Raw genomic sequence first — 25,839 nt, forward strand, 5'->3', positions numbered from 1 at the left:
TCACTACTGAACCGTTTTCTCGCCACGTTACTACTCCTGCTTGGTCGTGGCATTCTACCTATGCCCGTGGTCTAAATCATGGGGTCCACTATATTGATCTTGGTGGCCGTCAGTATCTCGTTGAATTTCCGGTTTGGATTTACATACTCAAACGTATCAGGGTAGTTTGTCTCAATCGTGTATGGGCCTGAGTAAGGCCCATTGAATGAGGCCCCTGCCACGCCGTATACGATTTTAAGCTTTCGAACCGCTTTCTTCACGACCACTCCACCGCGGTTGTTGTAGTAGTGGATGAAGTCTTGTTTGAAGTCGTTGAAATCTCGTGCCACAAAGTCTTTTGGCCTAAGCTTCTTCGTCACGAAGTACCAATGAATGGCCAACTCGCCCGGCAATGGTTCTTTGGGGTTTTCTGCGATGAACTTACTGATTGCATACCTTGCTACATTCGCATTGCCAGCAGAAGGCTTTTGAAGCCGTTGCTCGATCAACTCAGGCAAGTACTTAATGATGATGTAGTCAACGAGGTCATTTGAATAATTCGAAAAGCTTCTACTGCCCAATCTGCTGGACAGTCTCTCGCACTCTTCGATGATCGCCATAAGCCGCTCGCGGCGTGTTTCGGAGCCATCAGAATTTGCTTGCAGCAATACATACCGCTCGAAGCCATAGAAGTATAGGAAGGGATACCCGGTCTCATCTGTGTATCCCCGGCCTTCGTGCAGCCAACCTATGTACCTGCCTCGCTGCTCTGGCGTTAAATCGCAGTAGTCAGGCCAATAGCCTAGCGGCTCGGGATTGGGCGCGGACATTTTGATCTTCTTGTCCGGATCTATCACACCCCTGGCGCCTGGTTGAGCCCGACCGATATACACTGGTCCATGGATGGGAAAACCCGCGACGTCAACAGACTCGTTGGGCATGATGAACTGTTCTTTCCCGGACCGCTTCTGCTTCTTTATTGTCGTGTTCAGTGTGCTTCCAGAGTCACCGGTCAGGCTTTGATCATGTCGGCCTGGTACCTTAAGTGTGGCCTTCATTCTAAAGTCACTGTCATCGCCAGTATCACGATGGCTCGCTGAGATTCGCCTCGACTCAAGGCCAGTCTCCTTCAAGTAGCTACCTAGCTGCGTATCGTCAAACCGTGCTTGAGTCTCCGAACGCTTGGCCGTTGTCTGTTGCCTGCCACCGCCCGCATGCTCGGCCCGGTTTTGCTTGCCCTCACTGGGCTTGCTTTGATTCGCCGTGGTCGACTTAGCTGACTTTGCCTTCAACTTATTCACGGAGTAAAAAGGGGCGTATATGGGCTTTCCCAGAAAGAGGTATACGAGTCTTGATAGGGTGAACCAAGCTAGGTAAATGAGATAGACCACCAGCGCTGCAGTGAACCAAGGCCCTACTTCTTCTGTATTCTCAGGCGCGAAAATCGCAATAATTACTACTAAACCGATAAACAGGGCTGCAAACCACCCCACTAAGTCAACAAATCTCTTAATAAAGTCCACTACTTCCTCCAACTGCGCTCTATTAACCGAGCGATACCTATCCACTCCACTTGGAATAGTGGACTTGGGCTCCAGGACACAACAAGCAATGATGGTTGCATTTTGTTTGACCCACCAAAAGTTTTACGGCTCATAGACCAAACGCCGTACTACACCTAGGCGCAGCGTAACAGACCGGACATCAAATTTTGTAAGCAGATGACCAGGTATACCGTAATAATTCATCGAATTCAGTCGCGCGTTGCCTAGGCAATCGGGTAAGTATCTCATTCAGATAAAGCATGGGCTCGAGTTTATTCGGGTTTGCTGATTGGAACAGGATTATGATCACAGCAGCTTATCGGACTCTGTGAAAACTTAGACCACGTTACTCGGTATCGTGCTTGAGAGCGCTGCTTGGAAGCAGATACAGTGAAAACGGTACCCGATGAGAATCAGACACAAAGAGAAAGTGATCGGTCAGGTTCTGAATTGCTTGGTTGGCGATTCGCGTGGGGATCTGGAACAGAGCCAGAACCTCATCATGCTCGATCAAGCCATAGAGAATAACGTGCTCATTGATCTTTTCTCCCTGGCGATATCCGCCTAGCTACAGATCCACTCCAGCAAGCCTTGGGTAAATATAAGAAAACAATCACTGTCATGAACCTTACCTAGTTTGGGGCGAAGGTAATCCCCTAAAAAAGGCCAATCAAGTTAAAGTATATCGACAACCTCAATTATTGGCATAAATTATGCATAATGCTAAATATTTCCAACTTCATAAGGAAATTTAAATTTTTAATATCTCTATTTCGTTCATTGTTAGAATTTCCATTTTTCCTAGGTAAAACTCTCCTAAGCCATTGAAATTGAGACTCTAGAATTTCCAACATTGCTTGGTCGCTTAGCTGGTCAAAGGTTGACCGCTTCCCGGTTGTTAATCCCGTTTTTTAGAGTGAATCGGTATATCGGTTCAGGTCTTGTGTTCGCTAGCGAACGGTGATCCGCTTAATCTGCGGGCATACTGAAGAACTCCCGGTTTGCTGCCTACTTAGGCGGCATGACCGAGTTCCTAACGCGCAGACTTGATGAGGTGTCCGGGTGGCAAACAGCCGAGAAGAAAGGCCCGGGACTGCAACCAACTCCGGCACTGTTGTGGCGGTTCGCGGTAGCGTGATCGACATGCACTTCGACGCTGCGCTGCCGGCTGTTCGAACCTTGCTGCGCGCCGGTGAAAATGGCCGAGTGGCAATTGAGGTATTGGCCCAGCGCGATGCGCATCACGTGCGCGGCATCGCGCTGACGCCCACCCAGGGCCTGGCCCGGGGCATGCGCGTAGAGAACACAGGCGGACCCCTGCTGGCTCCGGTTGGCAAACCGATTCTCTCACGGATGTTCGATGTCTTCGGCAACACGATAGACAGTGACCCTGAACTGGAAGGTGTGCAGTGGCGCTCGGTGCACAACCAACCTCCTCCACTGGTACGTCGCTCAACCAAGTCCGAAATATTCGAAACCGGCATCAAAGCCATCGACGTGCTCACCCCACTGGAGCGCGGGGGCAAGGCAGGTCTGTTCGGCGGTGCAGGCGTCGGCAAGACGGTGCTGCTGACCGAAATGATCCACAACATGGTTGGCCATCAACAGGGCGTGAGCATTTTCTGCGGTATTGGCGAGCGTTCGCGCGAAGGCGAAGAGTTATACCGTGAGATGAAGGCGGCCGGGGTATTGCCTAACATGGTAATGATCTTTGCGCAGATGAACGAATCGCCTGGTGCACGCTTTCGCGTCGGTCATGCGGCGCTGACCATGGCCGAGTATTTTCGCGACGATGAGCATCGCGATGTGCTGTTGCTGATCGACAATATCTTTCGCTTTATCCAGGCCGGCTCGGAAGTCTCGGGCCTGATGGGGCAAATGCCATCGCGCCTGGGTTACCAGCCGACCATGGGCACCGAGCTGGCGGCGCTGGAAGAACGCATCGCCAATACCGATAGCGGCGCCATTACCTCTATCCAGGCGGTGTACGTGCCAGCGGACGATTTTACCGATCCAGCGGCGGTACACACCTTCTCCCATCTTTCGGCCTCCATCGTGCTGTCGCGCAAACGTGCCAGTGAAGGTCTGTTTCCAGCCATCGATCCGCTGCAATCGAGCTCTAAAATGATTACGCCGGGTATTGTCGGCGAGCGTCACTATCGCCTGGCACAGGCCATCCGTCGCACTCTGGCGCAGTACGCCGAGTTGAAGGACATCATCGCCATGCTCGGACTGGAGCAGTTGTCGCCAAACGACCGCAAGGTCGTGGCCCGTGCACGCCGGCTGGAGCGTTTCCTGACCCAGCCATTCTTCACTACTGAACAGTTCACCAATATGAGCGGCAAGCTGGTCAGCCTGGAAAACGCCCTGGATGGCTGCGAGCGCATCCTTGCAGATGAATTCAAGGACCTGCCCGAGAGCGCCCTGTACATGATTGGCGCCGTGGATGAAGCCACGGTCAAAGCCAAATCGAGCGCTTCGGCAGAACCGGAAATAAAACCAGCGGCAGAGGCTAAGCCTGAACAGCAGCACAGCGAGGACAAGGCGCATGCCCTTGATGACACTTAGGGTGCTGCTGCCGTTCGAGGTTTTCGCCGAGGAAACCCAGGTCTCGCGCATCGTGTTCGAAACGGCGCACGGCTCATTTGGCTTGCTGCCACAGCGCCTCGACTGCGTCGCTTCCCTGGTGCCCGGGGTCTTCAGCTTTGAGGTCGAAGCACAGGAGGAAGTGTTCCTCGCATTAGACGAGGGTGTCCTGGTCAAGACGGGTCCCAATGTGGTGATTTCAGTGCGGCATGCAATGCGCGGTACCGATCTGGCTTATCTGCGTGATGCAGTAGAGCAGGAATTCCTCACACTGAACGAACAGGAACAAGCTGTGCGAGCAGCAATGGCCAAACTCGAGACGGGATTCATGCGTCGCTTCACCTCTCTGCGCGAGCATTCCTCATGAAGGAGGAGCCAAAACGCACGCCACATCCGATGCCACCTAACAGCCCTACCCTGGCCGAACAGGTCAGTGCCAAGGCAGCGCGCAAGATCAAGGCTCGGCGCAACCGCACACCGGGTGTGTGGTTCGGCCTCGGCATGATGGGCTTGATCGGCTGGTCGGTAGCCGTACCCACTCTGCTGGGTGCGGCGCTCGGTCTGTGGCTTGATCAGCAATACCCCGGTGGGCGCCTATGGACCCTGGCGCTGTTGATGGCGGGCTTGACCCTAGGTTGCCTGAATGCCTGGCATTGGGTATCTCAGGAAGACCAGGCCATGCACTCCGAAAATGAGGATAACGATGATCAACAACCCTAGCTTGTTAGTCTGGATCGCTTCGCTGCTGGCTGGTGGCGCGCTGGGTACGATCTTCTTCGTCGGCTTGTGGTGGACAGTGCGCCGCGCTGCCGATTCACCGACACCGGCGCGCTGGGTGATCGTCAGCCTGATTGGGCGCACCACCATCGTGCTCACTGGCTTTTACGCTGTGGGGGCGGAGCAGCCGCTGCAACTGGGACTGTGCCTATTGGGTTTTGTAATGGCGCGTATGCTTGTCTTGCGAATTACCCGCCCTGCCCTCACAGCACTAGCACCATCGCCACTGCACTCTCAGGTGAAGCCACCATGCGTCTGACACCCGATAACTGGATTTTCTGGGAGTACGGTTTCATCAAGCTAAACGCCACCATTGTCTTCACCTGGGCGCTGATGGCCGTGTTGGTAGTAGGATCTATGCTGATTACCCGACGGCTCACTACGGGGCATGAACGCTCGCGCTGGCAGAACCTGCTGGAAATCGTTGTGACAGCGATCATTGGGCAGATCGAGGATGTCGGCCTGCAGAACCCCCATCGCTACCTGAGCTTTCTCGGCACACTATTTCTGTTTGTTGCCGCGGCATCGCTGGCCACCGTGACTCCCGGCTACGAGCCGCCGACGGCGTCGCTGTCGACCACCGCCGCACTGGCACTGTGCGTGTTGGTGGCAGTACCACTGTTCGGTATTTCGAGCCAGGGTCTGGCTGCCTACCTGAAATCCTATATGCAGCCCACGCCAATCATGCTGCCCTTCAACCTGATCAGCGAAGTCACGCGCACCCTGGCGCTGGCCGTGCGCTTGTTCGGTAACATGATGAGCGGCGCCATGATCATCGCCATTCTGTTATCGATCACCCCTTTTGTTTTCCCCATCGTAATGGAGGTTCTGGGGCTGCTTACCGGCATGGTCCAGGCCTACATATTTACCATCCTCGCGGCGGTGTATATCGCCGCCGCTACACGCAGCAGTAAAGCTGCCAAGGCACCTTTGTCGGCGCCTGAAGGCTGACTTCGGTCTTTCCCTAACCCACTCATACAGAGGCATACCTTATGGACGCTCTTACACTGATAGCCGTCGCTTCCATCGTTATGGCGGGCCTGACCACAGGCTTCGGCACGATGGGGCCGGCCTTGGCCGAGGGCCGCGCAGTGTCGGTTGCGCTCACCGCGCTAGCCCAACAGCCAGATGCATCGGCCACTATCACCCGTACATTATTCGTTGGCCTGGCAATGATCGAATCCACGGCTATCTACTGTTTTGTGGTGACAATGATCCTGATCTTCGCTAATCCTTTCTGGAATGCGGCTCTCACTGCGGTCTCCCAGGCAGCAGGCCAGTAAACCATGCTTATCGACTGGTTCACTGTTGCTGCACAGCTATTGAACTTCATCATTCTGGTCTACCTGATGAAGCGCTTTCTTTATAAGCCCGTACTTGATGCCATCGCCGCTCGCGAAGCGAAAATTGCCAGGGAGCTGGCCGACGCCGCTGAGACCAGGGCCAGGGCACATCAACAACAGGCTGAGTTCGAGCAGAAAAATAAGACCTTCGATGAGCAGCGAGCAGCATTGCTAAGCGAAGCCACCCAAGCCGCCAATACTGAACGCGAGCGCTTGCTGGCAGAGGCGCGCAAAGCGGCCGAGGTGGCAAGTAAGGCACGTGCGAAAGCTTTGCAGGCCGACACCCAGGCGCTGCATGGAGAGATCGTCCGGAAAACGCAACAACGGGTATTAGAGATTGCCCGACGAACGCTGGCTGATCTGGCCGACGTCAGTGTGGAGCAACGCGCTTGTGCGATGTTAATTCAGCGTTGGCACGAGGTCGACGGCGCGACATTGGCCGCCTTGGGTACCGCGCTCAAGGCCACATCTGCGCAGACACCCGCATTGCTGCGCAGTGCGTTCGATTTGCCACCTGAGCAGCTGGCTGCGATTCAGGCCGCACTGAACGAAACCTTTGGCCAGACGATTGAACTCAAGGTTGAGACCGCGCCTGAAGTAATCAGCGGCATTGAGCTCAGCGCACAGGGGCAAAAGCTGGCCTGGAGCATTGCCGACTACCTGACGGCCTTCTCAGACAAGCTGGACGAAGACCCCACCAAGTGGAGCTCCGCATGACCAGGGCCAGCCCGGATAACGGTCTGCGCAGCGCATATGACGGTGCATTCACCGGCATTCAGCGGTGCCTGGAGGCCTTCAATCCGGGGCTGCAAACGCGCGAGGTGGGTTCCATCGTCAGCGTATCCACCGGCATCGCACGCATTCACGGCTTACAGAATGTGGGTTTTGAGGAGCTGTTGGTGTTTCCCGGCGGCCTGTCAGGCATCACCTTCAATCTTGATGAGGACAGCGTTGACGTCGTGTTGCTAGGTGATTACGCGCACCTGCACGCGGGTCAGGAGGTGCAGCGCAGCGGCCGGGTGATGGATGTCGGTGTTGGCGATGCTTTGCTCGGCCGAGTGATTGACCCTTTGGGGCGACCGCTGGATGGTCTGGGGCCTGTACTGACCGAGCAACGGCTGCCTATCGAACGGCCAGCCACGCCGATCATGGACCGTGCCCCGGTGACCGAGCCACTGCAGACCGGGTTGAAGGTGCTTGATGCGCTGATTCCAATCGGTCGTGGTCAACGGGAATTGATTCTCGGTGATCGCCAAACCGGCAAAACCGCGATAGCCCTCGATACCATCTACAACCAGCGCGACAAGAATGTGCTCTGCGTTTACTGCACCATAGGCCAGCGCGCCTCGGCCGTAGCCAAGGCCGTGGCGAATCTGCGCGACAAGGGCGCACTGGCTTACACTGTGGTGATGGTGGCCGAAGGCAACGAAGCGCCGGGGTTGTCCTACATTGCGCCGTACGCCGCCACCAGCATCGCCGAGCATTTTATGGAGGCCGGCCATGATGTACTGATCGTCTATGACGACCTCACCCACCACGCGCGGGCGTACCGCGAACTGTCGCTGCTGCTGCGCCGGCCGCCGGGGCGCGAGGCTTTTCCGGGGGATATTTTCTATATCCACTCGCGCATGCTGGAGCGTGCAACTCACCTCAGCGATGCGCGCGGGGGCGGATCCATGACCGCGCTGCCGATCATCGAGACCGAAGCGCAGAACATCTCGGCCTATATCCCGACCAACCTGATTTCCATAACCGACGGGCAGATCGTCCTGTCACCATCGTTGTTTGAGCTCGGCGTGTTGCCCGCTATTGATGTGGGTCAGTCAGTGTCACGTGTGGGTGGCAAGGCGCAGCGGGCGTCTTATCGTGCGGTGGCCGGCGACCTCAAGCTGGCCTACGCGCAGTTCGAGGAGCTGGAAACCTTCGCCCGCTTCGGTGCCCGTCTGGATGAAGACACACGGCAATCCATTGATCACGGCAAACGCATCCGCGCCTGCCTGGGCCAGGCCGAATTCTCACCAGTCTCGGTGCCTGCACAGATCGCCATTTTGCTCGCATTGAATAGCGCGCTTTTCGACGCAGTGCCGCTCGAGCGTATGGCGGCGGCACAGCAGGCGGTTGAGGATGCCGCCAATGCCTTGCCCGATGAGTTGAAAGCACGCCTGAGCGGTGTCGATAAGTTAACCGATGCCGACCGTGAGCAAGTGAGCGCTGCGACCCGTCATGCACTTGCCTCCTCTTCTGGCACCGACGATGCTATAACTGCAAACAAGGAAAGCCCATGAAAATCCGGGTCAATACCGACATTCACAGCTATGGCAGTGTTGCCAATCCATCATTATGACCACCACCCTGACCGCATTGCGACGGCAGATTAGCAGTGCCGGGGACCTAAAGTCCGTGGTGCGCACAATGAAAGCGTCAGCGGCGTCGGCTATTGGCCAGTATGAGAAGTCGGTGGCGGCGCTCGCTGACTACGCCCGCACGGTTGAACTCGGCCTCGCGGTGGGTCTGCGTGCAGTTAATCCGCACGACACTTCGCTTCAGACACCCAATAAAAAGACTGGTCCCGCAGTAGTACACGCCATCGTATTTGGCTCCGATCAGGGACTGGTGGGCCGCTTTAACGAGGTGGTGGTTGAACATGCGCTTGCGGGAATGCCGTCCCCTACAGGCGATACCACCGCCACAGTCAAGGTCTGGGCAGTTGGCGAGCGCGTGCAGGCACGTCTGATCGATGCGGGTATGGTGCTTGAGGGTTCATTTGCCGTGCCAGTATCCGTGGAGTTGATCACCCAATTGGTGGGGCAGATCCTGTTGACTATTCAGCTACCGGACGACCAGGCGGTGAGTGGCGTGCCAGGTGCCACGCTGTTGCTGTTCTATAACCGCCCGAATGCATCCGGCTACCGTCCGATTACCCAGCGGCTTCTGCCGTTGGACGCCGCATGGCAGCGCGAGCTGGCAAGCCAGACATGGCCCACCGCGCAATTGCCAGAAGTGCTGGGGAACCCGGCAGCGACACTGCAGGCCTTTATTCGCGAGCACCTGTTTGTTTCGTTATTTCGCGCCAGCGCTGAGTCATTGGCCAGTGAAAACGCCAGCCGTCTCGCCGCCATGCAGCGCGCCGACCGCAACATCGGGGAACTGTTGCAAGAGCTGCAAGCCAGCTTTCATCAATTACGCCAAGCGAGTATCGATGAAGAACTCTTCGATGTGATCGCAGGCTTCGATGCGCTGCAGCCAAGCACCTGAAACAAGGCAACTGAATAGAACAACTCAGGATCCCTGGTGACCCGGAACTCAGTCCTCGACCGGTGCCATCAGAAACTCGATATCAGGTGTTTCACAGTCCTTAACCAGTCAGCCATCCACCACCCAATGTGGCAACCCGGTTTCAGTAAGAAACGCTCGCGCCATCGTGCCTTTCAACATCGCCAGGCTCGCGACCAGACCACTTTGTATGCAACTTGGTGCGGCGACTGTTACTGACCGAGGTGCTGATTCAACGGGCCAGCCTGTTAATGGGTTCAGTAAATGACTGTACCGTTTGCCGTCTCGCATCAGATATCGACTGGCGTCGCCGGATGTAGCTAATCCACCTCGGGTTAACTGCAGTGTCAGAGCGCCCGTTGTGTCGGAATCCGTCGGTTCGATGCCAACTCGCCAGGGCTCTCTACCACCTCTTGGGCCATTACACGCCAGATCACCGCCCAGGTTAATTAGAATGCCTGACTGGCGCCACTGAGTCGGGATAGCCATCAGGCACATGCCCAGCGCCCGGTCAGCGGCGTATTCTTTGCCGATTCCTCCGAAATCCAGCTCCAACCCTTTGGGCAGCGTCAACCAGCCACCACCGATCTGCCCCTCGGCATCTGCCTGGTCACTGACCCAGTTGAGTCTCTGCCAACCAATAAAGGGCAACAGAGATTCAACCAGCCGGGGGTCAGGTATCCGGTCACTCCGGTCAAAAGTCCAGGCCTTCCGCAGTAACCCGGAAGTCAGGTCGAACTGACCATCCGAGAGCTGCCAGGCCTGGTCAGCAAAGTTGAGTAACCGGGCAGTCTCAGGATCCACCCTCTGGGGCTCATCGGGCCGATCGTGCAACGTTGTGAAGACATTATCCTGGCGGTATCGGCTGTACCGTGTCTCAATTCGCCACACTTCTTCAGCCGCCAGTCGAGCCAGAGTGTTGGCCAGCCCGGCCTGGTCCCGAGGCAACGCCAGCAACACCTCACAGGGACTGGCCATTGCGTCGAATTGCCCCAGCCAGACACCGGCCTGCCATTGCACGGTCAGCGGGCGTGTTGTTGTGATCAGAACTTGACTCCCAATGTCAGCATGTAGGCCGTCATTCCAGGTAAATCCCCGGAATTCGCGGGTGTACTGGCCGATTCAAAATCACGTGGATTCTGTTGGTAGGCCGCGAACCGGGTATAAACCTCAGTGTCGGCATTGAATCGATAACCGTATCGCATACCCAGAGTCCAGGCATCGAAATCCCCTAGCCGGTAGTCGGCTGTCAGGGCGTCCGGATTTTCGGCCAACTGCGCTGATGTCATGTAAGGCTGGTAGGCGTCAATGGCTGACTGACGATACCAGCGGACCTGCGGTTCAAGGTATTGATTGCCAAAACCCCAGCGATACTTGAGATCCAGAGTGTGGGACGTCATGCCCCAGTCGTCGAACAGAAAACGGTAACTGCCATCGATGATGTTACTGCTCTCGAACTGATGTTTTGTCTGCCAGAACAAGGCGTGTTTCTGTCGGGTGTCCGGCCGGGCCTCGTAGCGGTACTCTTGCACGGTACCACCTGGCTCATCGTACACACTGATCAGTTTGTAGGGGTCGTTCATGTAGCCGTCACTCAGACTCAGACTGTAGTTGAATTGCATCAGCGTGCGCCGGTCAATGATCTGAGTCAGGCCCAGAACAACGTCGATCACCTGCTTATCTGCTTCGGACCCATTTCGGCTGGCATCAAAGTCGGCTTCAAAGCTGCCACTGTTCCATTCAGGGGCCGCACTGAGACCAACCGGTAAACCACCCTCAGGGCTAACGGTGTCCGTCGACAAGCTGGATGCCAGGGTCAGGGTGGTATTTTTCTGGTTGAAAAAACGGGACAAGCTGGCGTTTACACCTCTCGATTCATAGTCGTGTTCCGACGAGTAGCTGATCCCGCCTGAGTACGTCCAGTCCCGACCGAGCGGTGCCGACCATTGCACGGCACCCGTGGTTCGCGTATCGCGGAACGTATCATCCAGAGGCAAGGCGTTGGCATCAACGGTGTATCGGCCGTTCCCGGAGGGCCGGGTAAACGTCTGTGGCTGATCATCCGGCATGGCACCATTGGGCGAGGCACCGGACAACGTATCGACGGTAAGTTTGAGGTTCAGTTGAGTTTCACTGTCGACATTGCGTGTTAAACCGACGACTGCTTCAGTTGCCTGAACCCGGTTATCGCTTTCAGCGTATTGTAAGACGGCGGCGTCCGCGTCCCATTTTTCGAGTTCACCGGCCATCGCCTGGTTGGGCAGTCCTTGCAATACTGAGCACCCAATGGCCGCCAGCGTGCTGCCCAGAGCAGCTCCATGGGTAAGACGGTTTTTATCATGAGTCATCTTTGCGTGCTCCTAGTTGCAACCACATCCGCCGCCGCCGAATCCGCGACCACCGCTGCTGCCTTCTTTACTGAAATAGACATGATCATCGAGTGACGCTTCGATCGGGTCGCTGATCAATTGCATATCTGGTTGTGCGAGCAAATCTCGCTCCCAGGGCTTAACCCCCAAGCTACTGCAGCCTGTAAGCACCGCCAGAAGCATCAGACTGATCCACATTTTCATAGGTGCCCCCTACTCTGCCAGTAACTGTTGAATGCTCGCTTCATACTCAGCGACACGACCTGTGTGGAAGCCGGTATGGCTGGCACGGATGCGTCCCTGTCGGTCAAGCAAGTAGCTCGATGGCATGCCAATCAGCCCATAGGCTTCCGGTAACCGGGCCTGGGTATCCTGGACGATGATGAAATTGGCCGGAACTGTATTGAGAAACGTTTGGGCTGCCTGCGCGTCCTGATCCAGGTTGATGCCAACGACGACCAGGCCATCGTCGCCATAGCGATCCTGAATGGCGTTCATCCAGGGAAAGGATTCACGGCAAGGGCCGCACCAGGATGCCCAGAAATCAACCAGGACCACCTTCCCTTGCAATTGTTCCAGACTCATATCATTGCCGCCTATTCTGGGCAAAACCGTGTCACTTAGCGGGGCGGGCTGTGCTTGGGCTGCAGGGGTAAGGTCTGCAGCATGGGTGGAAATAAGTGGCAACAGAATCAATGCCATTGCGCATACAGCCTTATTAAGGCGAGTGGTCGGATGGGTGTTTGGAAACCAAAGCATCTCGGCTTACCTTGTTATGGGTTAAGCCATCAGGGTGCGGGAAACAACTTAAGGTTTTCTTAAGCCCGGCTTAATATTGACTTAAGGTTAATCGGCGACGCTGTGCGCAGAATTCATACGGAGATTCTGTTCATGATGTCAGTCACTTTCAGGTGGGTATTGTTCGCGTTGTTGACGGTCATATCGGTCGCCCATGCCGAAGACTTCCTGCCACCGGATCAGGCCTTTGTGCCCAGTGTGTTGCAAAACGATGAGCAGACTGGGCTCGTTACCGTCACCTGGGGCATCGCGGATGGTTATTATCTGTACCAGTCGAGAATTGATATTTCAGCCGAGGGTCAGGAACTGACTCCGGCGTTTCTGACCCGATCGGAACTCAAAGAGGACCCCTATTTCGGCTCAACCGAGGTTTTTCATGACCGGGCCTCACTTCAGGTCAACTTGCCAGCCACTAACAACAAACCGGTTGAACTGACATTAAGCTATCAGGGGTGCGCCGAGGCCGGGCTATGCTATTCACCTCAAAACCGGACGTTTACTCTCAACGGTGCCTCGGGCCAGGCTTCATTGGCGCCTGTTGGCAGTAAGGTTACGGCAGCGACATCCCCGGAAGTTGCTCCTGAATCAAACCGGGTCGGGACGCAAAATGCTGGAGCCCTCGCTGACTGGATGGCGTCGGCCAGTACGCTCTGGATCATTGGTACTTTCTTTGTGCTCGGCCTGGGACTCACCTTCACGCCCTGTGTATTACCCATGATACCGATACTGGCTGGCATCATAGCCGGGCAAGGTGAGCAGATAAGCACACGGAAGGGTGTCAGCTTGTCTTTAGCCTACGTCCTGGGAATGGCGTCGACCTATACCGCAGCCGGTGTACTGGTAGGCTTTTTCGGAGCCCGACTCAACCTTCAGACCGCGCTACAGAACCCGATTGCGTTAAGCGTATTCGCCTTTGTTTTCGTGCTTCTGGCTATGGCCATGTTCGGCTTCTACGAACTTCAGATCCCGGCTTTTCTGCGAAATCGCCTGAGTCGGGTTAGCCAGACTGACGCGCCCTCCTCTGGTGTCGGCCGGTATGCAAGCACGGCGCTGATGGGGCTGGTATCGGCGCTAGTGGTCTCACCCTGTGTCTCGGCGCCTCTGGCCGGAACGCTGATTTACATCAGCACCACAGGCGATGCCTGGCTGGGTGGCAGCGCTTTGTTTGCACTAAGCATGGGCATGGGCGCTCCTTTATTACTGGTGGGTGCCGGGGGTGGACGCTTGTTGCCCAAGGCGGGAATGTGGATGGTGGCCGTCAAGAATTTCTTCGGTGTCGTATTGCTTGCCATCGCCATCAGCCTGGTGGCGCGTTTTATTCCCGGCCATATAAGCCTGGCCCTGTGGGGATTGCTGGCGCTGGTCTATGCCGCCCACCTTGGCCTGGGTGGTGAGGTTCAAACCGGATGGCAAAAAACGCGGCGAGGATTGGCCGCAGCGCTGGCCATTTATTCAACCAGCCTGATGTTGGGGGCTTTGGCCGGTCAAAACGATCCCTTTCAGCCTTTAGCGGGATTGAGTAACGCTCGCCAAAACGAACCCGGGATTGAGTCAGCGCCGCTTTTTCAACGCACGAACAGTGTCGAGGCCTTGACGGCGCAGCTAGAGGTTGCCCGAAGTCAGGGACAAGTGGTGGTGCTCGACTTTTATGCTGACTGGTGCACCAGTTGCCAGGATATGGAGAAAAAGGTGTTTAGCAAAACCAACCCTTCCCCGTACGCCGGTGAGATTCGTTTTCTGCAACTGGACATCACCCGGAACGCCGAAGAACACATTGCCTTCTTGCAGCAGCATGGACTTTTTGGGCCGCCTGCCCTGCTCTACTTCAATCAAGAGGGAACTGAACAGACCCGTTTGCGGGATCTTGGCGAGATCAGTCTTGATCAATGGCAAGGGCAATTGCAAACTCTGTTGGCTTCTGGCGAACGCCAGATCTGAGAGAGGGTCTCATGCGCCTACTGTTGATCGAAGATGATATCTCCTTGCTGGAAGGCATGCGTACGGCACTGAAGTCCGAGGGTTATATTCTCGATTGCCTGTCCGATGGTCTCCAGGCAGTTCATGCTCTTCGACATGAGGTATTCGATCTGGTGTTGCTGGATCTTGGGTTGCCGGGTCTGGATGGGCTCTCGGTTCTTAAGGCGCTTCGAGCCGAGGGCAAAGTAACCCCAGTAATCATTCTAACCGCACGCGATGCCGTAACCGACCGCGTTGCCGGCCTTGATTACGGCGCCGATGACTATCTGATCAAACCTTTCGATATTGTGGAGCTGAAAGCCCGAATTCGTGCCCTGCTCCGTCGCAGCGCTGGTCGGGCACGGAGCCAGTTGGATCTCGGTGCCTTGCAAATCGATCCTGGCAGCCAGGCAGTTATATGTCAGGGTGTGCCCGTGAATCTGACGCGGCGTGAATTCGGTCTGCTGTGGGAATTGGCTAACCAGCCTGGCCATGTATTCACGCGGGACCACCTGCAACAACTGCTCTATGGCTGGGACGACGATGTCGAAAGCAATGCGCTTGAAGTGCATGTTCATCATTTACGTAAAAAGTTGTTCCCGGGTTTGATTCGAACTCTGCGTGGCGTCGGTTACGCACTGGATAAGGATGCCCGGCCTTGATACTGAATTCCATTCGCACCCGAACACTCGGCGCCGCCCTGGTGTTGTTTATTGGCGCCAGTGCACTGATCGCCTGGACGAGCTTTAACGATGCCGCCCATGAGGTAGAAGAACTGTACGATGCCCATCTGGCTCAACAAGCTCGTCTGCTAGGCAACCTGTTTACCGGCCTGAATGACACGTCACTGAGTCAACTTGAAAAGCTGCGGCTGCTGAGCACGCTGGAGGAATTGAACGACCAGGAAGATGATCGGCTCGGACACCCTTATGAAAGCAAGGTCGTTTTTCAGGTTTGGCAAGACGACGTCCTAATATTGCGGTCGTTTAACGCGCCACCCGAAAAGCTCACCGACAATGGCAGCGGATACTCGGATGTAGAGGCCAATGACGCTAAATGGCGCGTATTCGTGTTGCCCAGTCTGGATGGTCGGGAACGAATTGTGATCGCGGAACAACAAGAGGTACGGGGTGAGCTCGTCACCAAAATAGCGCTGCGCAGTCTCTTGCCTGAACTGTTGGGCGTCCCACTGCTTGCGATATTGCTGTGGTGGGCAATCGGCTATGGCCTGAAACCGCTGGAACAACTGGCTGCACGATTGCATTCCCGCGATCCGAGATCATTGCAGCCTCTCCCTGAGGCTGATTTGCCTGTTGAACTGGACACCATTCAACAGGCGATCAACGTGCTGCTGGCCCAATTGAAAGAGTTGCTCGAGCGAGAGCAACAATTCATCGCTGACGCAGCACATGAATTGCGCACTCCGTTGTCTGTTCTGAGTCTACACAGTCAAAATGCGCTTGCCAGTGACACTGAAGCCGACCGTCACAACGCCTTATTAGCGTTGAAATTAGGTATAGACCGGACGACTCGCGTTGTGTCCCAGTTGTTGACGCTAGCCAGGCTGGACCCGGACAACGAGATACAAAAGTCGGATGTAGACCTGCTAATGATCAGCCGACAGGTTTTGGCTGATCTCGCACCTCTGGCCTGGCAACAACATAGCGAGTTGCTTTTGGAGCCCGAAGACGATTTGGACTGGCACCTGACACTGGAACCTGGAAGTCTCGACATATTGCTGAAAAACCTTGTGGGTAATGCACTGAATCATGCCGGTCAGGGCGGCAATATAGAGGTCCGGTGGCAGGCTCTGAAGGAGAAGTACACCCTGACTGTATGTGATCACGGCCCTGGTGTTACTGAACCGGACAAAGCCCTACTGTTGCAGCGCTTCTACAGGGGCAGTGCAGGAGCCGGGGCAGGGTTGGGATTGTCCATTGTTGCCCGTATTGTAGAGCGACACCGAGGTACTCTGACATTGCTCGATACCGCTCATGGTGGGCTGAGTGTGCGCATTGACTGGCCCCGGGATAGGCTCCCGCAGGCATGAAACTGTCGTTTCCTATTACTCAGTATCAGCGGTGTTTTTCACGTTAATCCTGATGAATGCGTCGTTGATCAGACCGACTTCTTTGAACTCAATTTCAATCCAATGGCCTGAATCGAATCGCCGTCCATTTGACGAATGGTCAGGCGCAATCCACCCAGTCTAATCCGGTCTCCTTCAACGGCATGTTTGCCAAGTCGGTGCTGCAGTAATTCGGATACAGTAAACGACTGTTCAGCCGGCTCAGCAACGATGCCGTAGGATTTCACCAGATCATCAACCAGTGCCTCGGGCCGGATCACGAATTCGCCGTAGAAGTTCTGGGCGGTTAGCATACCTTGTTGTTTTTGACCGCTGAATTGAGCGGCAACATCATCAACGTCTTCGGTGTGCAGGAGCATCCAGACGCGGTCGCCCGCCATGAACCGAATGGCCCCATCCACATCCAGCGGTCGTTTATCCCGAATCAAGGCCACGCACTCGGGGTTGGCGCTGTCGTTCTGGTTGGCATTGAAGAAAGGCGACAATACAGGCGCATTGGGCTGTACAACAAACTCATCCACTTCAAGTGACAGGCCCGATTCGTTGATCAGGGCATGGCGATTGACTGGAGCCGGAGGCGCTGGAATCAATACATCAAGCAGGCGTGCGACAACAGGTACTGTAGAGCCCTGAACCAACAAGGACACGAGGACAACCGCAAAGGCGATGTCAAACAGCAACTGGGAGTTTTCAAGCCCTGACATAACCGGGTACACCGCCAGAATAATAGGCACGGCGCCTCTCAGGCCGACCCAACTGATGTACCAGCGCTCTTTCCAGCGAAACCGGAACGGCAAAAGACACACAATAACCGCCAGTGGCCGGGCGAATAGAATGAGAAACGCAGCAATAGAGGCGGCGGCCAGGGCGTTATCGAGCATATTGGCCGGGCTGACCAGCAAGCCTAGGATCAGGAACATACCCGCCTGAGACAGCCAGGCAAGCCCATCCATGATTTGCGACACCGATTCCGGTGGCTTGGTTTTGGCGTTACCCACCACTAAACCCAACAGGTAAACCGCCAAAAACCCACTGCCACCGAGTCGGTTTACCCCGGCGAAGATGACCAGCCCAAAGGAGACGATCAGGATGGCATAAAGACCTTCAGCCAGGTGCAGCCGCTTCAGCAACGCTACCAATACCCAGCCACCGAATACCCCCATGACGCCGCCTAACAGAAACTGAAGCAATACCAACTGCGTAAGAGAGCCGAGCGTAAACTGAGCCGAGCCGGTCAGTAGCTGGATCATAATAACGACCAGCAGGATGGCCATGGGATCGTTGGCACCCGATTCAATCTCAAGCGTGCCTCCTACCCGCTCATTTAACCGTATACCGCTGTTGCGCAGCAGGTTGAAAACCGCTGCGGCGTCAGTGGACCCAACAATGGCGCCGAGCAGTAAACCGTAGCGCAGATCGACGCCCAGCAACCAGGTGGCAAAGAGGCCAACACCGGTAGCGGTCAGTATCACACCGGCGGTGGCTAATGTGACCGACGGCCACAATGCCGCCCGAAAGGTTCTGCGCTTGGTGCGCATGCCACCATCAAGCAATATGACGGACAACGCCAGGTTACCCACCAGAAAAGCCAGGTCAAAATTGTCGAAAGGGATACCGCCCACACCGTCTTCCCCGGCGAGCATGCCAACCCCCAGAAACAACAACAGAAACGGCAGTCCCAATCGCACAGTCAGCGAGCTGGCAATGATGCCAATCAGCAGCAACAAGCCGGCAATCAACAGGAAAGTATTGGTATCAACCATCAGGGCTGTCGTTCCTTTGCAAATCGGTCGGTTGGCAGACAGGCGTGAGGCTGCACGGAATGCTACGGTAGGAATAACCCTGAGTAATCAGGGCCTGGCCTCAACGTCTGATTCAAGGATGAGCCGGGACGCCTCGCCTGCCGCATCCCGATAGGGCAGAAATACCAGGTTTGCTCCTTTGTCTTTCAGCATCTCGATGTCCGAAATCTTGTGCGTCGTGAGTGCAATCTGGCCGTCGAAACCCTGCCGGCGCAAAGCGCTCATGAGCGCCAGGCGGGGGTCCTCAGCGGATACGGCGTTGTCCTGTCCGCGCAATGTGGAAATGACCCAGCGAGTATGGCTCAGCGGCAGGTGCTCCACAAAATCAGGGTCGCAAGCATCACCGTAGTAAGCCTCCATACCATCGAGACGACAATGTTTAACCGTTTCCGGGTTAAAATCAACGATTGCAATCCGGTACCCTTGCTCTTTCAACCGGTTGGCTATCTCAGTACCAAAGCGACCGTAGCCGTACAGAATAGCATCGTATCGTCTGTGTTCGAGGTGAACCTCTTCTTCGGCCGGTTTTGCCGCAACGGACAAATGCCGGCGCTCAAACACGCTCAGGTAGGGTTCCAGCCAGCGATAGAGTGTATGGGAATAGGTGATCATATAGACCGACAAGACAATGGTGATCAAACCCACCAGGGTAACCAGACCCAGTGCGCTGGCATCCACGTGATTCAAACTCATGCCCATTGCCACGAAAATCAGCGAGAATTCACTGATCTGGGCAACGGTAAGCCCCGCCAGAAACCCAGTCCGCTTGGTGTAACCCATATACCCCATGATCACCATGACGATCAGGGGGTTACCGATCAGCACAAACACCGACAGTACTAAGGCAGGTGCAACTTGTTCTCCCAGCAGCCCCAGATCAAGCTGGCTGCCCAGGGCAATAAAGAAGAACAGCAGCAGAAAATCGCGCAACGAAGACAAGCGCGAGACAATGGCTTCCCGGTACGGAGTAGATGCCAGTGCAACGCCTGCCAAAAGCCCGCCCAGTTCCATGCTGAAACCGAGCACATGGCCCAGGGCTGCGAGCAAGGTGGCCAACGCGATGGCGAATACCAGCAGTAGCTCTGAAGAATTGGCGACCCGCCGCATCAATGGATCGGCAAGGTAGCGGACAAACAGGGCAACCAGCCCGAGCATGATGACAGCACCAATGAATATTCCTAGCAGTCGGCTGCCGGTCGACTCGCTGGCGCCGTCACCACCGCCCACACCAATGGCCGATAGGCCAATCATGGCAAGGACAACCACAACATCCTGAACAATCAGGAAGCCGATGGCAATTCGACCGTGCAGGGAATCGGTTTCGCGTTTGTCTGATAACAGTTTGACGATGATGATGGTGCTCGAGAAGGTGAGCGCAATGGCCACGTAGACGGATACCACGGGTCCCAGCCCGAGCAGCAAACCCAGTCCAAAGCCGATAATGGCAGTAAAGGCTACCTGCCCGAGCCCGGTTGCCAGAGCTACGGGACCCAGAGTCCGTATCAGGGCCAAATCAAGCTTGAGCCCGACCAGAAACAACAGAATGGCAATGCCCAGTTCTGCCAGCAGGGCTATATAACCGGCATCTTCAACCAACCCCAGAACCGAAGGCCCGGCGATAATACCAACAGCTATGAATGTCACGATCATGGGTTGCCGTAACCACTGCCCGACCAGGCCAAGCAACGCAGCAAGGGTTAACATCGCTGTTAACTCGTAAAAGGCATTGCCCTGAATGTGTGCCAGCAAAAACTCCATCGGGCGTTCCTACTTATTAGTTGCGGGGTTCTGACCGGCTTTGGATTGCGGCCAGATCCTGGGATCCTGGTTCAGAAAGCCAGCGGCGGCTTTGCCCAGATGGACCTGATTCCAGACCAGGTCTTCAACAAAACGTTCCCTCAACATTTGGGCTTTATGCCGGTCCGGGTCGCGTTGATGCCACTGAAAGGCAATCCGGCAGGCGGTGGCAAGACTCCGGTCGGTCCGGGCGGCTTCGAGGTAATGTTCAGCCGCCTTAATCAGGTCGAGTTCTGTCCAGTCGGCAATGGTCTGTTCCAGTTGGGCTTTCAGTTCAATTTGAATCTGTTGTTCCAGCTCCGCCACCAGGCCCGGCAGTGTCTCTGCCAGCGCTTCACTGAGGGTAGTAAACTGCCCTGCCCGGGCCAGTTGTTTTAACCAGTGATGTGCCTGTGTGTTGAGCGTGAGGTTGACTGGCGATTGAGCCAGCCGCTTTTCACGCCGACGTCGACGCCGGGCCGAGAGCGTTTTGCGCAGACGGTCCCAATCCGGTCGGTCCAGATTATGCTCAAGCAATGCCTGTAAGGCGTCGCAGTCAGGGTGTGTCGGTGACTGGACATAGCGGCACTGATGAACACGCTCGGTCAGATGGGCGAGCCCTTGTTGGTGTACCGGGTGCGTTTCTTCCAGCAACCAACCCGGCTGCGACAGCTGGTATTCCAGCCAGTCGAGCGTGTCGAACCAGTCATCGGGCGTCATGTGAAAGCGTGGACGGGGCATAATGTCTACACGGTAGATTATACCGCGACAGTGTCGCGATTTCTACCTGAGAGTACAAGCCTTACGCCAGCCCTATCTTGATTCAGATCAACCCCAGCTCCAGGGCTTTCAAGACAGCACGGGTGCGATCGCGAACATTGAGTTTGGCCAGAATGTTGGAGACATGATTCTTGATGGTGCCTTCGGATTTGAAAATGGCTCGAGAAATCTCTTTGTTGCTATAGCCGCCAGCCATGAGGCGAACAATCTCAATCTCCCGCTGCGTCAAGGGCTCTTGTACCGGATCCCGCTCTACCTTGGTTTGGGTTTGCAGCTCGGTAAACCCTTTCAATACGCGTTCGGTTACCGCAGGCTGAATCAGGGTTTCACCCCGGTGCACCGCGTCGATGGCCTCGACCAGACTCTCCAGAGACACATCTTTGAGCAGGAACCCCCGTGCGCCGGCTCGAATGGCGCTGAGCACCAATTCGTGGTCATCGAAAGTGGTTAGAATAATGACCGGTATGGTGCTGCCCTGCCCGGTCAGTGTTTTCAGGGTCTCGATGCCATCGAGCCGGGGCATGCGAATGTCCATCAGGATCACGTCGGGTGTAAGCGACTTCAGCGCTTCAAGCGCTTCCATACCGTCGCTGGCTTCACCCAGTATCTCGATGTGACCAGCCAGTTGCAGCAGTGATTTGATGCCTTCTCGCACCAGCGTCTGGTCATCGACCAGCATAACCTTGACTGACCCGCTCATAGCGACTCCATTACAGGGATGGTGATATTCAGTTTAAAACCGGATCCGGACGCAACATCCAGTTTGCCCTTAAGCGCTTCAATGCGTTCACGCATGCCCCTTAGACCGGCCCCTTCACGCCAGTCGAGCTGACAGCCGCCGTTGTCAGTGATGGTCAGTGCCACGTCATTCACACCGTGTTGCAAGTCGATATTCATTTCGCTGGCATTACCGTGCTTCAGCGTATTGGTGACCGCTTCCTGAATGCAACGAAACAGAGCTTCCGCCACTTCGATATCGGCTACGCTGATGTTGTCGTCCATGCGCAGGTTGATCTGAAGCCTGGGAATTTGAGAGATAAGCGCTTCGAGCGCTTCCTTGAGGCGAATACTGGAATCGCCTCGCATTTCGTGGACGGTATTGCGCACATCGGTCAGCAACAGTCGTGAAAGCTGGTGAGTTTCCTCGACGCGATTGCGAGTTTCGCCTTCCGTAGTGTAGGTCAGGTATTGCAGTTTCAGGATCAGAGCAGTCAGATGGTGGCCCAGCCCATCGTGCAAATCCCGGGCAATGCGAATGCGCTCGGTCTGTTTTGCCGATTCTTCCAGCAAAGCCTGAGTGGCCAGCAACTCACGGTTCAGAATGGTAATCTGATCCCGCGCCTCCTGTTCCTGAATAACCCGCTGGCTCATTAACAGGGCAAAGACGTGAAACGCAGCACCCAGCGCTGTCCAGATGATGGCGTCTGGCTCGCCCCAAATGAACGCCAGATCGATCAGCACCAGAACCAGGACGGTCAGATACGAGAAGCTTCTGGACATCAGGAAGGGTAATTGGGCCGCCAGGGAGACACTCAAAATGGCTATAACGCCCGATTCGGCAACAAACCGAATGCCCAATACGGCTAAAAACTGCAAGACAAAGGATAACTGTCGAATGCGCATGTCCATACGCTGGTATTGCTGCTCGCGAGTGGTGTAGAAAAACCCGACTATAAACAGCAGCAACAGCGCGACGATGACGAACAGCCGAACCTGACCGGCTTCGGTGTTGGCGGGTGCATTACTCAGGGTGAGGTAACAGACAATCGCCCAGGCAATATAGCCCATAACGCCTTCCAGCGATTGGGTCAGCCGATGCACCGGTAAACCATGTCGTGATGTGAATCTGTTCATGAGTCTAGTGTATCCTGTGTCCCGCAAGCCGCACAGATCCGAAGGTCACCTTGTCAGTGAGCGTCTGCCACGCGCATACTTTACGCAGCTGCCTGAATAAGGGCGAAATAACGCTTTAATCTGAGGAGTATCATTGTTGAACGCGCCCTGCCCGGCTCCAATCCCGGTATTTGATAATCTGACGGAGATGGGCAACCCCTTTCGAGACAGAGTCGAACCGAGTGTTGCACTTGAGACCTCAGCCCACATAGCATCCTCGCACCTCCACGCCGATTTACAGCGCACCAGCGAGTTTCTCTACAGCTACCGTGGCAGCCCCGATACCTTTGCCAGTTATCGCCGGGAAATCGAGCGTTTTGTGCAGTGGTGCTGGCTGATTCAGGGTCTGCGGCTAGCTGAGCTGAGACGGCAGCACATCGAACAATTCATCGAGTTTTGCCAGGACCCGCCCAAACACTGGATTGGCACCAAAAGCGTTGCCCGCTTTCTGAACGCGGGCGGCGAGCGAGTGGTCAACCCACAATGGCGGCCCTTTGTGGCCAAAGTATCGAAACGGGATCACAAACTGGGCATTGCCGCCGACCCCAGGGCCTATGTACTGAGTCAAAGCGGCCTGCAAGCCATCTTTTCGGTACTGAGCACCTATTTCAATTATCTGATTCAGGAAGAACACGTTGAGTTGAATCCGGTCGCCCAGATTCGTCAGAAAGGCAAGTTTCTGCGTAAACGCCAGGGAGCTCAGGCTATCAGGCGCCTATCGGAAGCCCAATGGCATGAAGTGTTGAACGCCATTGATCAGGCGCTGCCTGAAGACCCTCCCCGCTATGAGCGGGCTCTATTCATCATGAGCTGTCTGTTCGGCATGTATTTGCGAATTTCGGAGTTGGCTGAATCAGACCGCTGGCAACCCGGTATGGGGGATTTTCGGCAAGACAGCCAGGGCAGCTGGTGGTTTACCACGGTCGGCAAGGGCAACAAAGAGCGTGATATTTCCGTGTCAGACGACATGCTGAATGCGCTGCGGCGATTTCGGGGCTTTTTAGGCATGACGCCTCTGCCACTGCCAGGAGAGTCGAGCCCGCTGATACCCAAGATTCGCGGCAAAGGCGGGATTAGCAGTACCCGACAAATACGTTTCATCGTTCAGGACAGTTTCGACCGGGCCATTGAGCGACTCAGAGCTCAGGGTGAAGCGGAGGAAGCCGATGCGCTGCAAGCCGCAACGGTGCATTGGCTGAGGCACACCGGCATTTCTGAAGACGTGAAAATGCGCCCTCGGGAGCACGTTCGGGATGACGCTGGCCATGGCTCCAGCGCCATCACCGATCGCTACATTGATGTCGAGCGACAAGCCCGACACAACTCGGCCCGGGGCAAGAAAATAAATCCGGCTTAGCAAGCCCCGTACTCATGCCCCCGGAAGCACGCCTGATTCGCCCAGTCACGCGTCCCTAGTCGTCTTCCCGGTCGCGACCGATGATTCGAGCCGGCGAGCGCATGGTGACAAACTCTTCCGCCGCTGTCGGGTGAATACCGATGGTACGATCAAAGTCCGCTTTCGTCGCGCCAGCGGTCATCGCTACGGCCAGCCCCTGAATTATCTCGCCAGCGCTTTCGCCAACCATATGGGCGCCAATGACGGCCCGCGAGTCGCAATCGACCAATAACTTCATCAGGGTTCGCTCGGGGTTACCAGACAAGGTGTTTTTCATGGCCTTGAAGTTGGCCTGATAAACTTCAACCCGCTCGAATTGCTTGGCAGCCTCAGCTTCGGTCATGCCTACCGTGCCGATGTTGGGCTGACAAAAAACCGCCGTGGGAATGAGGTTGTAGTCGACAGCCCTGGGCGATTCGTCAAACAGATAGTCTGCGACGTACATGCCTTCCGCCAGGGCGACCGGCGTCAGTTGGACCCGGCCAATGACGTCTCCAAGTGCAAAAATATGGGGAACATTGGTCTGGTAATGCTCATTCACGTCCAGGTGTCCGGCGCTGGCGACCTTGACGCCTGCCTTATCGATATTCAAACCATCAAGCAAGGGACGACGGCCAATGGCGCTGACGATCAGATCCGTCTCGCGCACACTGCCATCCGACAATGTGGCTTTGAATCGCCCTGAGTCCAGCGCTTCAACTTTTGAAATTTCGCGGTTGTAGAGCAATTGAATACCGGCTTGCTCCAGTTCACTGGACACAAACTCGCGAATATCGTCATCAAAGCCCCGCAACACCGGTTCACCCCGGTGCAATAAGTGGGTTTTGGCACCCAACCCGTTGAAAATGCCGGCAAACTCAACCGCGATGTAACCGCCACCGATGACAATAACGTCCTTCGGAAAGCTGTCGAGATAAAACACCTCATTGGAGCTGATGATGTGCTCGGCTCCCTCAGCATCCGGCATGACCGGCCAGCTTCCGGTTGCAATCACCACATGTTTGGCGCTGAACTGGCGATCTTCCACGGCCACGGTATGTTCATCAACGAACTGGCCATGGCCATGAATGATGTCGACCCCGGCTCGGCTCAACAAACCATCATAAACACCATTTAAACGTTTGATTTCATTGGTTTTATTATCACGAAGACGCGCCCATTCAAATTCAGGCTTTTTGTCTACCGTGTAGCCGAAACCTGCCGCATCCTTGAACGACTGTGAGAATTCGGAGGCATAAACGAAGAGTTTTTTGGGTACGCAACCGACATTGACGCAGGTACCGCCCAAATAGCGTGATTCGATAATGGCAACGCGTGCGCCCTTGGTTGCCGCCATTCGCGCCGCCCGGACACCGCCCGAGCCAGCGCCAATGACAATAAGGTCGTAGTCGTAGGTTACAGTGGTCATAGTCATTCCCGATTCAAGCATGAAAAACCCCGGTCTGACCGGGGTTTCATACTGATACATTGATCTGGGG

Annotated in this window: 25 protein-coding genes; 14 read left to right on the forward strand and 11 right to left on the reverse strand. The window is 55.6% G+C overall.

Features of this window, described 5'->3' with window-relative positions; genetic code table 11:
* Positions 1 to 71: 71 nt before the first annotated feature.
* Positions 72 to 1,502, reverse strand: a complete 1,431-nt coding sequence (locus G565_RS0104605; protein ID WP_157600002.1) for a TerB N-terminal domain-containing protein — start codon at positions 1,500 to 1,502, stop codon at positions 72 to 74.
* Between the two features lie 427 nt (positions 1,503 to 1,929).
* On the opposite strand from G565_RS0104605, the gene G565_RS26715 reads away from it, so the two are divergent.
* From G565_RS26715 to G565_RS0104655, 10 genes are all read left to right on the forward strand, one after another.
* Positions 1,930 to 2,091, forward strand: a complete 162-nt coding sequence (locus tag G565_RS26715; protein WP_157600003.1) for a hypothetical protein — start codon at positions 1,930 to 1,932, stop codon at positions 2,089 to 2,091.
* 494 nt (positions 2,092 to 2,585) lie between these two features.
* Positions 2,586 to 4,091: a F0F1 ATP synthase subunit beta gene (gene atpD / locus G565_RS22990; RefSeq protein ID WP_037337758.1), complete on the forward strand. Its 1,506-nt coding sequence runs from the start codon at positions 2,586 to 2,588 to the stop codon at positions 4,089 to 4,091.
* Positions 4,072 to 4,476: a F0F1 ATP synthase subunit epsilon gene (locus G565_RS0104620; RefSeq protein WP_028669903.1), complete on the forward strand. Its 405-nt coding sequence runs from the start codon at positions 4,072 to 4,074 to the stop codon at positions 4,474 to 4,476. Before atpD ends, G565_RS0104620 begins: the two co-directional genes overlap by 20 nt.
* On the forward strand, positions 4,473 to 4,829 hold the full coding sequence (locus tag G565_RS0104625; RefSeq protein ID WP_028669904.1) for an AtpZ/AtpI family protein: 357 nt from the start codon (positions 4,473 to 4,475) through the stop codon (positions 4,827 to 4,829). Before G565_RS0104620 ends, G565_RS0104625 begins: the two co-directional genes overlap by 4 nt.
* Positions 4,813 to 5,145, forward strand: coding sequence for an ATP synthase subunit I (locus G565_RS22995; RefSeq protein ID WP_051207344.1), 333 nt, complete (start codon positions 4,813 to 4,815; stop codon positions 5,143 to 5,145). Before G565_RS0104625 ends, G565_RS22995 begins: the two co-directional genes overlap by 17 nt.
* Complete coding sequence (locus G565_RS0104635; protein ID WP_028669905.1) at positions 5,136 to 5,837, forward strand: F0F1 ATP synthase subunit A; 702 nt, start codon at positions 5,136 to 5,138, stop codon at positions 5,835 to 5,837. Before G565_RS22995 ends, G565_RS0104635 begins: the two co-directional genes overlap by 10 nt.
* 41 nt (positions 5,838 to 5,878) lie before the next feature.
* On the forward strand, positions 5,879 to 6,169 hold the full coding sequence (locus tag G565_RS0104640; protein WP_028669906.1) for a F0F1 ATP synthase subunit C: 291 nt from the start codon (positions 5,879 to 5,881) through the stop codon (positions 6,167 to 6,169).
* A 3-nt stretch (positions 6,170 to 6,172) separates the two neighbouring features.
* Positions 6,173 to 6,946, forward strand: coding sequence for a F0F1 ATP synthase subunit delta (locus tag G565_RS23000; protein ID WP_037337761.1), 774 nt, complete (start codon positions 6,173 to 6,175; stop codon positions 6,944 to 6,946).
* Entirely contained in the window at positions 6,943 to 8,514 is a 1,572-nt protein-coding gene (locus G565_RS23005; protein ID WP_051207345.1) for an alternate F1F0 ATPase, F1 subunit alpha, read from the forward strand. The genes G565_RS23000 and G565_RS23005 overlap by 4 nt, the downstream gene beginning before the upstream one ends.
* Positions 8,515 to 8,569: 55 nt before the next feature.
* On the forward strand, positions 8,570 to 9,484 hold the full coding sequence (locus tag G565_RS0104655; protein WP_028669907.1) for a F0F1 ATP synthase subunit gamma: 915 nt from the start codon (positions 8,570 to 8,572) through the stop codon (positions 9,482 to 9,484).
* A 108-nt stretch (positions 9,485 to 9,592) separates the two neighbouring features.
* Here the strand turns inward: G565_RS0104655 and G565_RS0104660 are convergent, their stop codons facing one another.
* Genes G565_RS0104660 through G565_RS0104675 form a run of 4 tightly spaced genes read right to left on the reverse strand, consistent with a single transcriptional unit; the run spans position 9,593 to position 12,630 of the window.
* A complete protein-coding gene (locus G565_RS0104660) occupies positions 9,593 to 10,522 on the reverse strand; it encodes an FAD:protein FMN transferase (RefSeq protein WP_028669908.1) in 930 nt (309 codons plus the stop codon).
* A 23-nt stretch (positions 10,523 to 10,545) separates the two neighbouring features.
* Positions 10,546 to 11,850, reverse strand: coding sequence for a DUF3570 domain-containing protein (locus G565_RS0104665; protein ID WP_028669909.1), 1,305 nt, complete (start codon positions 11,848 to 11,850; stop codon positions 10,546 to 10,548).
* A gap of 12 nt (positions 11,851 to 11,862) precedes the next feature.
* Positions 11,863 to 12,075, reverse strand: a complete 213-nt coding sequence (locus tag G565_RS0104670) for a DUF4266 domain-containing protein (RefSeq protein ID WP_028669910.1) — start codon at positions 12,073 to 12,075, stop codon at positions 11,863 to 11,865.
* 9 nt (positions 12,076 to 12,084) lie between these two features.
* The gene (locus G565_RS0104675) at positions 12,085 to 12,630 is read right to left on the reverse strand and encodes a redoxin family protein (protein WP_051207350.1); all 546 of its coding nucleotides are present in this window, start codon (positions 12,628 to 12,630) and stop codon (positions 12,085 to 12,087) included.
* Positions 12,631 to 12,732: 102 nt separating this feature from the next.
* On the opposite strand from G565_RS0104675, the gene dsbD reads away from it, so the two are divergent.
* Genes dsbD through G565_RS0104690 form a run of 3 tightly spaced genes read left to right on the forward strand, consistent with a single transcriptional unit; the run spans position 12,733 to position 16,675 of the window.
* On the forward strand, positions 12,733 to 14,607 hold the full coding sequence (dsbD, locus tag G565_RS0104680; RefSeq protein WP_281168915.1) for a protein-disulfide reductase DsbD: 1,875 nt from the start codon (positions 12,733 to 12,735) through the stop codon (positions 14,605 to 14,607).
* An 11-nt stretch (positions 14,608 to 14,618) separates the two neighbouring features.
* Positions 14,619 to 15,287 (forward strand): response regulator, encoded by a 669-nt coding sequence (locus G565_RS0104685; RefSeq protein WP_028669913.1) that lies wholly within the window; start codon positions 14,619 to 14,621, stop codon positions 15,285 to 15,287.
* Positions 15,284 to 16,675: an ATP-binding protein gene (locus tag G565_RS0104690; RefSeq protein ID WP_245584119.1), complete on the forward strand. Its 1,392-nt coding sequence runs from the start codon at positions 15,284 to 15,286 to the stop codon at positions 16,673 to 16,675. Before G565_RS0104685 ends, G565_RS0104690 begins: the two co-directional genes overlap by 4 nt.
* 68 nt (positions 16,676 to 16,743) lie before the next feature.
* Here the strand turns inward: G565_RS0104690 and G565_RS0104695 are convergent, their stop codons facing one another.
* From G565_RS0104695 to G565_RS0104715, 5 genes are all read right to left on the reverse strand, one after another.
* Complete coding sequence (locus G565_RS0104695; RefSeq protein ID WP_028669915.1) at positions 16,744 to 18,477, reverse strand: potassium/proton antiporter; 1,734 nt, start codon at positions 18,475 to 18,477, stop codon at positions 16,744 to 16,746.
* An 87-nt stretch (positions 18,478 to 18,564) separates the two neighbouring features.
* Positions 18,565 to 20,274, reverse strand: coding sequence for a cation:proton antiporter (locus tag G565_RS23010; protein WP_037337766.1), 1,710 nt, complete (start codon positions 20,272 to 20,274; stop codon positions 18,565 to 18,567).
* Between the two features lie 9 nt (positions 20,275 to 20,283).
* Positions 20,284 to 21,033, reverse strand: coding sequence for a hypothetical protein (locus tag G565_RS0104705; protein ID WP_028669916.1), 750 nt, complete (start codon positions 21,031 to 21,033; stop codon positions 20,284 to 20,286).
* Positions 21,034 to 21,115: 82 nt separating this feature from the next.
* Positions 21,116 to 21,772 (reverse strand): response regulator, encoded by a 657-nt coding sequence (locus G565_RS0104710; RefSeq protein ID WP_028669917.1) that lies wholly within the window; start codon positions 21,770 to 21,772, stop codon positions 21,116 to 21,118.
* Positions 21,769 to 22,926 (reverse strand): sensor histidine kinase, encoded by a 1,158-nt coding sequence (locus G565_RS0104715; protein ID WP_028669918.1) that lies wholly within the window; start codon positions 22,924 to 22,926, stop codon positions 21,769 to 21,771. Before G565_RS0104715 ends, G565_RS0104710 begins: the two co-directional genes overlap by 4 nt.
* Positions 22,927 to 23,059: 133 nt before the next feature.
* On the opposite strand from G565_RS0104715, the gene G565_RS0104720 reads away from it, so the two are divergent.
* A complete protein-coding gene (locus G565_RS0104720) occupies positions 23,060 to 24,322 on the forward strand; it encodes a tyrosine-type recombinase/integrase (protein ID WP_028669919.1) in 1,263 nt (420 codons plus the stop codon).
* A 55-nt stretch (positions 24,323 to 24,377) separates the two neighbouring features.
* Here G565_RS0104720 and gorA read toward each other — a convergent pair whose 3' ends face one another.
* The gene (gene gorA / locus G565_RS0104725; protein WP_211227129.1) at positions 24,378 to 25,769 is read right to left on the reverse strand and encodes a glutathione-disulfide reductase; all 1,392 of its coding nucleotides are present in this window, start codon (positions 25,767 to 25,769) and stop codon (positions 24,378 to 24,380) included.
* Between the last annotated feature and the right edge of the window lie 70 nt (positions 25,770 to 25,839).

It is taken from the genome of Saccharospirillum impatiens DSM 12546 (assembly GCF_000423605.1).
Taxonomy (GTDB): Bacteria; Pseudomonadota; Gammaproteobacteria; order Pseudomonadales; family Natronospirillaceae; genus Saccharospirillum; species Saccharospirillum impatiens.

What these genes read in the sequence shown, in the direction of transcription:
- G565_RS23000 (WP_037337761.1), top strand. Translation starts at nt 6,173, where the DNA reads ATGCTTATCGACTGGTTCACTGTTGCTGCACAGCTATTGAACTTCATC.
- G565_RS0104685 (WP_028669913.1), top strand. Translation starts at nt 14,619, where the DNA reads ATGCGCCTACTGTTGATCGAAGATGATATCTCCTTGCTGGAAGGCATG.
- G565_RS23010 (WP_037337766.1), bottom strand. Translation starts at nt 20,274, where the DNA reads ATGGAGTTTTTGCTGGCACACATTCAGGGCAATGCCTTTTACGAGTTA.
- G565_RS0104670 (WP_028669910.1), bottom strand. Translation starts at nt 12,075, where the DNA reads ATGAAAATGTGGATCAGTCTGATGCTTCTGGCGGTGCTTACAGGCTGC.
- G565_RS0104710 (WP_028669917.1), bottom strand. Translation starts at nt 21,772, where the DNA reads ATGAGCGGGTCAGTCAAGGTTATGCTGGTCGATGACCAGACGCTGGTG.
- G565_RS23005 (WP_051207345.1), top strand. Translation starts at nt 6,943, where the DNA reads ATGACCAGGGCCAGCCCGGATAACGGTCTGCGCAGCGCATATGACGGT.
- G565_RS0104705 (WP_028669916.1), bottom strand. Translation starts at nt 21,033, where the DNA reads ATGCCCCGTCCACGCTTTCACATGACGCCCGATGACTGGTTCGACACG.
- G565_RS26715 (WP_157600003.1), top strand. Translation starts at nt 1,930, where the DNA reads ATGAGAATCAGACACAAAGAGAAAGTGATCGGTCAGGTTCTGAATTGC.
- G565_RS0104635 (WP_028669905.1), top strand. Translation starts at nt 5,136, where the DNA reads ATGCGTCTGACACCCGATAACTGGATTTTCTGGGAGTACGGTTTCATC.
- G565_RS0104695 (WP_028669915.1), bottom strand. Translation starts at nt 18,477, where the DNA reads ATGGTTGATACCAATACTTTCCTGTTGATTGCCGGCTTGTTGCTGCTG.
- G565_RS0104620 (WP_028669903.1), top strand. Translation starts at nt 4,072, where the DNA reads ATGCCCTTGATGACACTTAGGGTGCTGCTGCCGTTCGAGGTTTTCGCC.
- G565_RS0104640 (WP_028669906.1), top strand. Translation starts at nt 5,879, where the DNA reads ATGGACGCTCTTACACTGATAGCCGTCGCTTCCATCGTTATGGCGGGC.
- G565_RS0104625 (WP_028669904.1), top strand. Translation starts at nt 4,473, where the DNA reads ATGAAGGAGGAGCCAAAACGCACGCCACATCCGATGCCACCTAACAGC.
- G565_RS22995 (WP_051207344.1), top strand. Translation starts at nt 4,813, where the DNA reads ATGATCAACAACCCTAGCTTGTTAGTCTGGATCGCTTCGCTGCTGGCT.
- G565_RS0104675 (WP_051207350.1), bottom strand. Translation starts at nt 12,630, where the DNA reads ATGCTTTGGTTTCCAAACACCCATCCGACCACTCGCCTTAATAAGGCT.
- G565_RS0104715 (WP_028669918.1), bottom strand. Translation starts at nt 22,926, where the DNA reads ATGAACAGATTCACATCACGACATGGTTTACCGGTGCATCGGCTGACC.
- gorA (WP_211227129.1), bottom strand. Translation starts at nt 25,769, where the DNA reads ATGACCACTGTAACCTACGACTACGACCTTATTGTCATTGGCGCTGGC.
- G565_RS0104665 (WP_028669909.1), bottom strand. Translation starts at nt 11,850, where the DNA reads ATGACTCATGATAAAAACCGTCTTACCCATGGAGCTGCTCTGGGCAGC.
- G565_RS0104655 (WP_028669907.1), top strand. Translation starts at nt 8,570, where the DNA reads ATGACCACCACCCTGACCGCATTGCGACGGCAGATTAGCAGTGCCGGG.